Source organism: Sphingopyxis sp., from assembly GCF_965279725.1.
Taxonomy (GTDB): Bacteria; Pseudomonadota; Alphaproteobacteria; order Sphingomonadales; family Sphingomonadaceae; genus Sphingopyxis.
The window spans coordinates 232467-244502 of the sequence record NZ_CBDIIL010000003.1 but is presented as its reverse complement, the minus strand read 5'-3'; the positions used below and the strand labels follow the sequence as shown (position 1 = coordinate 244502).

Below are 12036 nucleotides of genomic sequence, written 5' to 3'. Positions count from 1 at the left end.
ACCGAAAGCGTCGCGACAAGCAGCACGAGCATGGCGGGCACTAATCGCCGGGCGCGCTGGCCATCGAAGCGATTTAGCGAAAGCTCCCCACGCTCCGAACGCACGCGAGAAGGCCGCGAAACCTAGATTGAACTACGGCATGGCGACGCCGCGTGAACCCTCAATCTCGGGAAAATGGGCGGCATTGAAAAGACTGCCGAGCCCTACTCGATCGCTGTCCATGACGCGAACGTTTCGCATAGAACATAGTTAGTTAGGTTCCGTGCTGTCGCGCCTTGAGCAGATCCATCCTATCGAGGGGTCAAAGCGGCTCATCTACTCTTTCGCATTACTGCGAAAGAGTAGATGTCGCAGTACCTTAAGCGCGGTAAACCCCGCGCATGAAACCGATCCGCAAAGCCGTTTTTCCCGTTGCCGGTCTCGGCACCCGCTTTTTGCCTGCGACGAAGGCGATTCCGAAGGAGATGCTGCCGATCGTCGACCGGCCGCTGATCCAGTACGCGGTCGACGAAGCGCGCGAGGCGGGTATCGAGCAGATGATCTTTGTGACCGGACGCGGCAAGAGCGCGATCGAGGATCATTTCGATGTCGCCTTCGAACTCGAAAAGACGATGTCGGAACGCGGCAAGGATCTGTCGGTCCTCGAACCGACCCGGCTCGGCCCTGGCAATTGCGCCTATGTCCGCCAGCAGGAGCCGCTGGGTCTGGGTCATGCGATCTGGTGCGCGCGATCGATCGTCGGCGACGAACCCTTTGCGATTTTCCTGCCCGACGAGTTCATGCACGGATCGCCCGGCTGCATGAAGCAGATGGTCGATGCGTATCATCAGGTCGGCGGCAATCTGATCTCGGTGCTCGAAGTGCCGCGCGACCAGGTATCCAGCTATGGCGTCATCGCGCCCGGCGCGCGCGACGGCGCGCTGACCGAAGTCACCGGACTGGTCGAAAAGCCATCGGTAGCGGATGCGCCGTCCAACCTGATCATCTCGGGCCGCTATATCCTGCAGCCCGAAGTGATGCGCGTGTTGGAGGGTCAGGAGAAAGGCGCGGGCGGGGAAATCCAGCTGACCGATGCGATGGCGAACATGATCGGCACCCAGCCGTTCCACGCCGTGACCTTTGACGGCGCGCGTTACGACTGCGGATCGAAGGCCGGCTATATCCAGGCCAATCTGGCGGTCGCGCTCGACCGCCCCGACATCGCCGCCGAGGTTCGTGCCTTCGCGATCGATCTGCTGAAGTAAACCGGCGGCGGCGCTTTGCCTTTTCTGTTCTGTCGGGTTGGCCAACAGCTTGCGCATATCGACCTAAAGATCGCGCCTAAGCGATCGTGTGAGCCAGCTGAGATGACCGACAGCCAATCACTATTGGTAACCACCGTCCTACCCGAACCAGTAGAACGGACGCAGCGACAAACTAGCATTCATCGCTAAGTCGATCGAAAAATGGGATTTTCGCTACCGAGACGATGCCCAACCGTTGTCGGATACAAGTTTATATGGGCCCGAGACAGCAATAAGGCCTCGCACTTAAACAAGCGAGGCCTTTCGCGCTTTAAAAGCGTTCCTCCAATTAAGTTCCGGGTCGCAGGACGTTTGGAGGATGTCCGACTGGTATCAAAAAATAATCGTTCGTCAACGGATATATTGCGGTGCAACAAAATGGGACATTGGCGAAGGAAAATCTTGCCCGGTGTCGCCCATTCCAAGCCCGAAAATCGACGTCGGCACGGACCGTATTAAACTAAAGTAAGGCAAAGCAATCCGGATGCTGGCCTGTCTGCGTTCCACAAGCGCTGAAGGATATACCCGAATGCTCGATTGAACATCTGGAGACTCATGGCATTCATTTGAACGCTGACGGGCTATCGTGCAAGTCACGTTGCCGCCAGCAATACCGCGACGTTTTGGACGTAACGCTCGGGACGACTTTCTGCCGTATCGAGCATCGCGGACTACTCTCTGCAATCTCGATCGGGGTTCTGGTACAAAACCCGTCAAATACGACAGGCGCCGATTAAAAACCCGGCGAGGATCGAGATCCGTTGGGCTTGGCTGAACTCAACCAGTCTTTTGCGGTCAGCCGGCTGTCAGCAGCAATCCTCCCGACCGTTTTTGGATCCGGGCCGGAATAGCACAAGCGCCTACCCCGCAACGCAGCAGCGAGCGCCTGTTCCGGCGGGATGGCTCGCGCAAAGTCGACACCGAATGGCACGCGGCGGCCATAATACCCCGAAGTGGTATGGAGGTCCAAGTCGCATGGCCTATTTTTGACAGCGGATGTGGGCATTAGGATTATATGGTTCTGTAGATTTTTTCCCTCATTGTTTGCCCTATCTGTCAGTTAGCGAAACTCATCAAAAGGGCGGGCAGTGAACAAGATTACCAAAATTGAGACCGGCCAACGCGCATCTGGCATCGACCGGCGGCTCTTGACGCTGGAACAGAGTCTTGCACTCGACAACGGCGAGGCAATGCAGTTGTACGCCGCAACTTGATCTGCCCCCTTCTGAGTGGTCCAAAATTGATGATATTTTGGATGACGAAGGAGACAAGGAATGCCGAGCAAGAAGCATCGCCCGGAAGAGATTATCGGCAAGCTGCGTGAAGCGGAGGTTGTGCTGGCGCAGGGGGCCATGACTGCGGAGGCGTGTCGGCGGATCGCGGTCAGCGAGCAGACCTATTATCGGTGGCGCAAGGAATATGGCGGCCTGAAGATCGATCAGGCGCGTCGGATGAAGGATTTGGAGAAAGAGAATGTGCGGCTTCGCCGCGCGATCTCGGATCTGACGCTCGACAAGCTGATCCTGCAGGAGGCCGCCCGGGGAAACTTCTGAGCCCCGCGCGCCGAAGGCGCTGTATCGATCACATCAGAATGATGATGCCGGTGTCCGAGCGGCGGCTCTGCCGTGTGCTCGGGCAATACCGATCGACACAGCGCAAGGCTATGCGCGGGGCGGATGACGAGGCGGCCCTCACCGAGGATATCATCGCGTTAGCGCGTCAATATGGTCGAGATGGCTATCGCCGGGTGACGGCGTTGCTGCGCGATGCAGGGTGGCATGTGAACCGCAAGCGGGTCGAGCGCATCTGGCGCCGCGAGGGGCTGAAGGTGCCGCAAAGGCAACCGAAACGCGGGCGGCTCTGGCTGAATGACGGATCGTGCATCCGGCTTCGGCCCGAGTATCCCGGCCATGTCCGGTCCTACGACTTCGTCGAGGGCCGCACCCACGATGGTTGCAATACCGTATCCTGTCGATCATCGACGAGGCGAGCCGGGAGTGCATGGCGTTGCCGGTCGCGCGTAAGCTCAAGAGCGACGACGTGCTGGCGGCGCTAGCCGAGCTGTTCGTGACGCGCGGCCCGCCCGCGCGCATCAGGTCGGACAATGGCCCGGAGTTTATCGCCACGGCGGTGCAGGAATGGCTGGCGAAGGTCGGCGTGAAGACGCTCTACATCGCGCCGGGAAGTCCGTGGGAGAATGGCTATTGTGAATCGTTCAACGGGTCGCTGCGCGATGAGCTGCTCAATGGTGAAATCTTCTACTCGCTCGCTGAGGCCCGGGTCCTGATCGAGGCCTGGCGGCGACATTACAACACTGTCCGGCCGCACAGCTCGCTGGGATATCGACCACCGGCGCCGGAGGCCGTTCCCTCGCCAGTGTTGCCCTCCGGTTCCGCTTCGCTCCACCGACGGCCAACACTGGCGAGGGAGGCGTCAATGCACTAACATATAGCCCGGACCACTCGGTGGGGGCCGGTCAAGCGGCGAGAGCGGGAAGCGCGGAATCGGTGTTCATGCATCGGAATTATCCGATGGATTGGGGCGGGTGTCCGCTTGTCCCAATCGCTGGACAAAAGCGGACAGTCTCCAACCGGCCAAGATGAGCATCCGGGCGCCTTCTTCGGCGGGCGGTAGCGTGCTTGATACGGTCGCCTTACCCGCGCCACCAGATTGCGGCCCGACCCGGTTCATGATAGTCGCCGCGCCATGTCGCCTTTCCTCGCCCGTCTCACGCTAACGATCTCGCTGTTGTTCGGGAGTGTTGTGGTGCCGGCAATGGCTGGCGCAGAGGCCGGGCATTCAATAGAAATCGTCGATGTCGGATGTGACGCTTTCGTCGCGTCGATGGATGCAAACGAAGGGTCGCCCGAAAGCGCGCCTCCGCTCCATATCGATCATCATCATTGTTCCGCATGTGCGGAACTGAATCGTCGTCCGAAGACGTCTGATATAGTCGCCACGAGCGCTATATTCTTTCGCGAACGCACGACCGTACTCGCGTCTTACGCGACCGCCCCTCCAACCCAGCCTCCTGCCGCCTGATCACAGCTTCGCGCAGGCTTTTGCCTGCGTCGTTCTGCGTTGATCAGGAGTATTTATGTCTAAATCATTGGGCTTCCTGCTGTTTGCAGGGATGCTGGCCATGTCAGGTCAACCGGCGTTCGCCGAGCCTGTCTCCCTGTCCGATGCGCTTGCGCGCGGACAAGATGTCTCCCCTCGAATTGCCAAAGCCAAAGCCGAGCTGAAAGCGGCGGAAGGGCGTGCCCTGCAAGCAGGCGTGCGTCCCAACCCAACCGTGTCCGCCGAAGTCGAGAATTTCAGTGGAACGGGCCCCTATCGTACCTTCCGCCAGACCGAGACGACCGTCGCGGTGTCGCAGCCGTTCGAACTCGGCGGCAAAAGAAGGGCCCGCAAAGAGGTTGCGGCTGCCGAACGCGAGTTCGCGCAGCTCGCGCTGCGCCGGGCCGAAGCCGACCTCGCCTACGACATCATCGTGTCGCATGCCGAGCTCCGCGCCGCCGAAGACCGCGCCGTCCTGGCGCGGAATGTTCTGACACGAGCGGTCGAACTAGCGCGAATCGCCGAGACGCTGGTGGACGTCGGCCGCGATCCGCCGCTCACCAAGCTGCGCGCTGACGCCTTGCTCGCCGAGGCGAGAGCGGAAAGCCTGCGGGCCGACTCCCAACTGCTCTCGGCACGGCAGGAACTCGCGTTGCTGATCGGGAGCGATGACCCCGAACTGTCGGCGGTCGCGCAGAACCTTTCGGTGCCGTTGGCGCTTCCGGCCGATGCGCAGAGCCTCGACGAACGGCTTGCGGCGGCGGAGCGCGATGCGGCTTCGGCGCGCGTGCGTCTGGCTCAGGCCGAGGGCGTTCCCGACATCACGGCGTCGGGCGGCGTGCGGAACTTCCGCGAGAGCAAGGACACCGCCTTCATCGTCGGTGTCTCGATCCCGCTGCCGGTGTTCAACCGCAACCGCGGCAACATCACTGCCGCGCGCGCCAATGGCGAAGCGGCCGAAGCGCAGCTGGCGCAGACGCGCCTCGATACGCGCTTCTCGCGGCGCGATGCCGAGTTGATGTTGGCGGCCGCCACCGAACGGGTGTCGGCCTTGTCGGGCGCCGGGCTGTTCCAGGCGAGCGAAGCCGCGCGGGTGGCCGAGATCGGATATCAGCAGGGTAAGTTCACGCTCATCGAGCTGATCGATGCCCAAGAGGCGCTGACTAGTGCCAACCTCAAACTCATCGAAGCCGAGCTCGATCGCGCCCGCGCCCTTGCGGCGCTGGGCCGCGCGACCGCGCAATAAGGGAAAGAAACATCATGCAAATCTTGGAAAACAAAAATCGCCTCATGGCCGCTGTCGCGGTCGGGGCGCTCGTCCTCGGCGGCGGCGGCATATTGATCGGACGGTCGATGTTCGCGCCCGAGGCGGCCGCACCCGCGGCGGCGCCCGCCGAGAAAGAAGAGGAGGGCCATGTCGAAGGCCAGATCCTGATGGACGAGGCACGCGCCAAGGGCGCGGGTATCGTTACCGAGACGATCCAGTCCGGAGGTCTCGGATCGGAGATCCTGGCGCAGGGCATCGTGGCAGCAACTCCCGAAGGCGAGGCCGTGCTGACGGCGCGCGCCGACGGGGCGATCACGCGCATCAATCGCCGGCTCGGTGATTATGTTCAGGCCGGTGACACGGTGGCCGTGATGGAAAGCCGCGATGCCGCGGCGATCGCGTCCGAACGCAGTTCGGCAACGGCACGACTCGCTCTTGCGCGCTCAACCTATGCGCGCGAAAAGAAGCTGTTTGATGCCCGGATCACCGCCAAGCAGGATCTCGAGGCGGCGGCGGCGGCACTCTCCGAGGCCGAGTCCGAAGCACGGCGCTCGCAGTCGGCGGCATCGGCCGCCAAAGTATCGGGCGATGGCCGCACGGTTGCGGTGACGAGCCTGATCTCGGGGCGGGTTACCAAATCCGATGCGAAACTCGGGTCCTATGTCCTCGCCGGAACCGAATTGTTCCGCGTCTCCGATCCCCGCCGCATCCAGATCAATGCCTCGGTGCTGGCCGCCGACGCGAGGCGGATCAGGCCCGGCGATACCGCGGTGATCGAACTTCTCGGCGGTGAAACGGTCAATGCGACGGTGCGTTCGGCGACCCCGAGCCTCGATCCCGACAGCAAGACCGCGACGATCGTCCTCGTCCCCGATGGTATCGGGGGCCTCACGCCCGGCCAGGGACTGCGGGCGCGGATCAAGCCGCAGGCCGCCGCCGACTCGACGCTCATCGCGCTGCCCGAAGAGGCGGTGCAGACCGTCGAGGGCCGCGAGGTCGTGTTCGTCAAAACCGCGAAGGGCTTCCAGGCGACCACCGTGGTCACCGGCAAGCGCGGCGGCGGCCGTATCGAGATCGTCGACGGGGTGAAGCCCGGCGCGGTGATCGCGACCAAGGGTGCCTTCCTGCTCAAGGCCGAAATCGGCAAGGGCGAGGCGGAGCATTGAGATGATCGAAAAACTGCTCGACGCGTCGATACGCTTTCGCTGGGGTGTGGTCATCCTCACCCTCATCATCTCGGCCTATGGCATCACCCAGCTCATGAAGCTGCCGATCGATGCCGTGCCCGATATCACCAACAAGCAGGTCCAGATCAATACCGTCGAGCCCAATCTCGGGCCGCTCGACATCGAACGCCTCGTTACCTTCCCCATCGAAACCGCGATGGCCGGTATACCGGGCCTGCAAACATCCCGCTCGATCTCGCGCAACGGGTTTAGCCAGGTCACGGTGATCTTCGAGGATCATACCGACCTCTATTTCGCGCGGCAGCAGGTTGCCGAGCGGCTCAATCAGGCCAAGGGCACTTTGCCCGACGGCGCCGAGCCGCAAATGGGACCGGTCTCCACCGGTCTCGGCGAAGTGCTCATGTACACCGTCGATTTTGCGCCGACCTCGGGCAAGAACAAGCCCATGGTAGCCAGGAAGCCGGGCCTCCAGCCCGACGGCTCCTATATAACTCCGACCGGGGAAGTGCTCGTCGATGAAGTGGCGAAGCTTGGTTATTTAAGGACCGTCCAGGATTGGGTGATCCGCCCGCAGCTGCGCTCGGTCTCGGGCGTCGCCGGGATCGATTCGATCGGCGGTTATGAAAAGCAGTTCGTCGTCCAGCCTGACGCGACCAAATTAGCAAGCTATGGTATCAGCTTTTCCGAGCTCGCTGAATCTCTCGAACGCGCCAACATCTCGGTCGGCGCAAACTTCGTCGAACGCGGCGGTGAGGCTTTCCTCGTCCGCGCCGATGGCCGCATCCGCACGCTCGACGAGATCGGTCGCGCCACCGTTGCAAGCCGTGGCGGCGTACCGGTCATGGTTCGCGACGTCGCCACCGTGCAGATCGGTGGGGAATTGCGCACCGGTTCTGCATCCGAAAACGGCAAAGAACTTGTCGTCGGCACGGTGTTGATGCTCGCCAACGGCAACAGCCGCATCGTTGCATCGGCTGCGGCCGATCGCTTGAAGGACGTCGCCAAATCCATGCCGGCAGGCATCGTCGTCAAGCCGGTGCTCGATCGCTCGCAACTTGTCGACGCGACGATCGGCACGGTCGAAAAGAACCTCGCCGAAGGCGCCCTGCTCGTCGCGGCGGTACTCTTCTGGCTGCTCGGCAACTTCCGCGCCGCGGTCATCGCCACGCTCGTCATCCCGATCTCCTTCCTGATGATGGGGACGGGCATGAACATTACCGGCACGTCGGGCAATTTGATGAGCCTCGGCGCGCTCGACTTCGGTCTCATCGTCGACGGCTCGATCATCATCATCGAAAACTGCCTCAGGCGACTGGCCGAACGACAACATCATGAAGGGCGATTGCTCTCGCTGAGCGAGCGACTGCACGAGGTGTTCGAAGCCTCGCGCGAAATGGTGAAGCCGACGATCTATGGGCAGGCGATCATCTTCCTCGTGTTCGTGCCTTTGCTCACCTTCACCGGCGTCGAGGGCAAGACCTTCTCGCCGATGGCGATCACGGTGCTGCTGGCTCTGGCGGGCGCGTTCATTGCATCGCTGACCTTCGTTCCGGCGATGGTCGCACTGCTTCTTCGCGGCAAGGTTGCCGAGAAGGAAGTGCGCGCAATCGCATGGGTGAAGACCCGCTACGAGCCCGTGCTCAAGCGCGCCATCGCGCGGCCTTGGCCGTGGATCGGTGCCGGCGGCGGGACCTTCGCCGCCGCCATCCTGGTGTTCGGCATGCTTGGCAGCGAGTTCATCCCGGTGCTGGGCGAGGGCAATCTCGCGATGCAGGCGCTTCGCATCCCGTCGACATCTTTGAACAAGTCGCAGGCGATGCAGTTGCAGGTCGAGAAAGCCGTCTCAACGCTTCCCGAAGTCGCCTTCATCTACTCGAAAACTGGTACGGCGGAGGTCGCCAGCGATCCGATGCCGCCAAACGCGTCGGATACCTTCATCATCCTGAAGCCGCGAGACGCTTGGCCCGACGGGGTCAAGACCAAGGATGACGTGATCGAACGGGTGGAGAAGAAGCTTGAGCCGCTGGTCGGCAATTCCTTTGAAATCAGCCAGCCGATCCAGTTGCGCTTCAACGAACTGATTGCCGGGGTGCGCGGGGATATCGCGATCAAGCTTTATGGCGACGATCTCGACGAGATGGGCCGTGCGGCGCAGCAGGTCGCAGCGATCCTGAACACTGTTCCGGGCGCTGCGGACGTCAAGGTCGAACAGACCGCCGGCTTTCCCGTCCTCGACGTCCAGTTCGACCGAGATGCAATTGCGCGTTACGGCCTGACCTTGCAGGACGTCAGCGATACGGTGGCGGCGGCGCTTGGCGGACGCGAAGCCGGGATCGTGTTCGAAGGCGATCGGCGATACGACATCGTCGTCCGCCTCGACCGCGCTACGCGCGACGATCTCGACGCAGTGGGGGCACTTCCCGTGCTCCTTCCCGGCGAGGGCGGAGCGCGGGCGTCGGTGCCGCTCAGCGAACTGGCGAAGTTCGGCTTCTCCGAAGGGTTGAACCAGGTCAGCCGTGAAAACGGCAAGCGGCGCGTCGTGGTGCAAGCCAACGTCCGCGGTAACGATCTGGGATCCTTCGTCGCCGAGGCGCAGGAGAAAGTGAACGCGCAGGTCAAACTTCCTACCGGAAGCTTCATCGAGTGGGGCGGGCAATTTGAAAATCTGCAAGCCGCCTCGGCAAGGCTATCGATCGTCATCCCGATCATCTTCGCGGCGATCTTTGGCATCCTGTACATGGCCTTGGGCGGGGTGCGGCAGGCGATCGCAGTTTATTCTGCAATCCCTCTCGCGCTGGCTGGCGGCGTCTTCTCGTTGCTGCTGACGGGACTGCCATTCTCGGTATCGGCGGCGGTGGGCTTCATCGTGCTGTCGGGCGTGACAGTGCTCAACGGTCTCGTGGTGATGTCGAGCATCAACCAGCGCATCGACGAAGGAAAACCCGTCGATGTCGCCATCGGCGAAGGCGTCATGGAACGGGTCCGCGCCGTCCTGATGACGGGTATCGTACCCGCGATCGGCTTCGTCCCGATGGCCCTCGCCACCGGAACCGGCGCCGAGGTACAAAAGCCGCTTGCGATCGTCGTGATCGGCGGGTTGATTACCTCGACCTTGCTGACCTTGTTCGTCCTGCCCGCGATCAGCCATTTGCTGCTCCGCGGTCGGCACAACAAGCATGTCGCCGGCGACTATACCGACATCACGACGCTTGGCGAGCGGGTGTTTGTCCAAGGCGATAACCCTAAGCTGACAACATGAGGGTCCTGGTGCAGCGAGCATCAAACTTGTGCTCGCGGCACTTTGTTACCGGAACCGAAAAAATTCTATCGAGTTGGAGATCTAGCGATAAAACGCGCAAAGACATGGCGATCGTCCTGACAGGCGATGCCGAAACCCACTTCACGCGGTCGATGATCCCGCACCACGAGGGCGCGGTCGCGATGGCGAAAATCGCGCCGGCGAACGGCAAGGATCCGGAGGTCCGCAAACTGGCCGAGGCGGTCATCGCCGCCCGGGAAAAGGAAATTGGATTCATGCGCATGTGGCTGGAGAAGAAGACCCCGACGAGCCAGAATTCGCCCAAGGCGGAGAATTGAGATGGGCCACGATCATTCACACAGCGCGGCGGACGGCGGCCACAATCATGGCGCGGGCGCGAGCAGCAAGCGGCTAGCCATTGCGCTAGGGCTGACGACGATATTTCTGATCGCCGAAATTGTCGGGGCGTTTGTCTTCGACAGCCTCGCGTTGCTATCCGACGCCGCGCATATGTTCACGGACTCGGCGGCGCTCGCGATCGCGCTGGTCGCCGTTCGCATCGGCCAGCGTCCGCCCGACGACAAGCGCACGTTCGGCTATCGGCGGTTCGAAATTCTCGCTGCCGCGTTCAACGCTATTCTGCTGTTCGTGGTGGCGGGCTACGTCCTTGTCGAAGGCATCGGGCGGTTCTTCGATCCGCGACCCGTCGAGTCCGTCGGTATGTTGATCGTTGCCGGGCTGGGCCTGGGGATCAATCTCATCTCGATGCGGATCCTCGCTGGCGGCAAAGAGGCGAGCCTCAACGTCAAGGGTGCCTATTTGGAAGTATGGGCCGACATGCTCGGCTCGCTCGGCGTGATGGGCGCGGCCGTGGCAATCTATTTCACCGGCTATTTCTGGATCGATCCCATCGTCGCGATCGCCATCGGGCTATGGGTGTTGCCACGCACGTGGATTCTTCTTCGCGATACGATCCATATCCTTCTGCAAGGCGTGCCCCGCGGACTTGACCTGCAGGAGATTCGTTCGGCACTGCTGGAGATCGAAGGGGTCGGCAACGTGCATGACTTGCACCTATGGTCGATCGCCGGACACGATGCGAGCCTGACTGCGCACATCGTGCTGTTAGACAATGTCGACACGGACGCACCACGTCGGCTTGCGATCGAAATGCTCGAAACAAGGTTCAATATCAGTCACGCGACTATCCAGACGGAAACAGAACCTTGTGGTAATGACGGCAACGTTCACGCTTAGCCGATTAGGATCAAGCAGAGCGAACGACTGCTTTCCACTCTTGCCTGCCGAAAGCCGACTGACCGCAAACGGCCACAAGCAGAAGGTCGTGGAACGCTATCCATGCCGACCCTAGCTTCGTGTCGATTACCCAGTCGTTCAACACCACGACCAGCATGGGACGCCTGACATTGAACATGCTGCTGTCGTTCGCCCAGTTCGAGCGGGAAGTCACCGGCGAACGGATCCGCGACAAGATCGCGGCATCGAAGCGCAAGGGCATCTGGATGGGTGGGCCGGTGCCGCTCGGCTATATCGTCCGTGACCGCAAGCTCATCATCGAACCGAACGAAGCGGAGCAGGTGCGCCACATCATGCGCCGATATCTCGTTCTCGGATCTGTCAGGACTCTGGCCGACCAGCTGAATTCAGACGGATATCGGACCAAGGTGCAGGAGCGTACCAGCGGGCCTCACAAGGGCGGACGTCTATACCGCCGCGGTACGATCTATCACATGCTCGCTAACCGGATGTATCGGGGTGACATAGTCCACAAGGGAACGGCATATCCAGGCGAGCACTAGGCGATCGTATCGGAAGAACTCTGGGAATCCGTCCAGTGCGCTCTCGCCGAGCGGTCGCAGGGCGGTACATCAAGGCGCGCGGCGCGATGGCCTAGTCTACTCACCAGCATCATCTATGACGGGGAGGGGCGCCTGATGGTTCCGAGCCACACGAGCCGGA

8 protein-coding genes and 1 pseudogene are annotated in these 12036 nt (G+C 61.7%); all 9 read left to right on the top strand.

The window, feature by feature from the left end:
• Positions 1-380 precede the first annotated feature (380 nt).
• Entirely contained in the window at positions 381-1244 is an 864-nt protein-coding gene (gene galU / locus ACQY6T_RS09975; RefSeq protein WP_428630633.1) for a UTP--glucose-1-phosphate uridylyltransferase GalU, read from the top strand.
• 1127 nt (positions 1245-2371) lie between these two features.
• Positions 2372-2497, top strand: coding sequence for a hypothetical protein (locus ACQY6T_RS09970; protein WP_428630632.1), 126 nt, complete (start codon positions 2372-2374; stop codon positions 2495-2497).
• Between the two features lie 60 nt (positions 2498-2557).
• A pseudogene (locus ACQY6T_RS09965) lies at positions 2558-3728 on the top strand (IS3 family transposase).
• A gap of 664 nt (positions 3729-4392) precedes the next feature.
• Positions 4393-5589 (top strand): TolC family protein, encoded by a 1197-nt coding sequence (locus ACQY6T_RS09960; RefSeq protein ID WP_428630631.1) that lies wholly within the window; start codon positions 4393-4395, stop codon positions 5587-5589.
• 14 nt (positions 5590-5603) lie between these two features.
• On the top strand, positions 5604-6776 hold the full coding sequence (locus tag ACQY6T_RS09955; RefSeq protein WP_428630630.1) for an efflux RND transporter periplasmic adaptor subunit: 1173 nt from the start codon (positions 5604-5606) through the stop codon (positions 6774-6776).
• Position 6777: 1 nt separating this feature from the next.
• A complete protein-coding gene (locus tag ACQY6T_RS09950) occupies positions 6778-10056 on the top strand; it encodes an efflux RND transporter permease subunit (protein ID WP_428630629.1) in 3279 nt (1092 codons plus the stop codon).
• 104 nt (positions 10057-10160) lie between these two features.
• Positions 10161-10394: a DUF305 domain-containing protein gene (locus ACQY6T_RS09945; protein WP_428630628.1), complete on the top strand. Its 234-nt coding sequence runs from the start codon at positions 10161-10163 to the stop codon at positions 10392-10394.
• A 1-nt stretch (position 10395) separates the two neighbouring features.
• Complete coding sequence (locus ACQY6T_RS09940) at positions 10396-11313, top strand: cation diffusion facilitator family transporter (protein ID WP_428630627.1); 918 nt, start codon at positions 10396-10398, stop codon at positions 11311-11313.
• 119 nt (positions 11314-11432) lie between these two features.
• Entirely contained in the window at positions 11433-11876 is a 444-nt protein-coding gene (locus ACQY6T_RS09935; RefSeq protein ID WP_428630626.1) for a recombinase family protein, read from the top strand.
• Positions 11877-12036 lie beyond the last annotated feature (160 nt).

What these genes read in the sequence shown, in the direction of transcription:
- galU (WP_428630633.1), top strand. Translation starts at nt 381, where the DNA reads ATGAAACCGATCCGCAAAGCCGTTTTTCCCGTTGCCGGTCTCGGCACC.
- ACQY6T_RS09955 (WP_428630630.1), top strand. Translation starts at nt 5,604, where the DNA reads ATGCAAATCTTGGAAAACAAAAATCGCCTCATGGCCGCTGTCGCGGTC.
- ACQY6T_RS09950 (WP_428630629.1), top strand. Translation starts at nt 6,778, where the DNA reads ATGATCGAAAAACTGCTCGACGCGTCGATACGCTTTCGCTGGGGTGTG.
- ACQY6T_RS09945 (WP_428630628.1), top strand. Translation starts at nt 10,161, where the DNA reads ATGGCGATCGTCCTGACAGGCGATGCCGAAACCCACTTCACGCGGTCG.
- ACQY6T_RS09940 (WP_428630627.1), top strand. Translation starts at nt 10,396, where the DNA reads ATGGGCCACGATCATTCACACAGCGCGGCGGACGGCGGCCACAATCAT.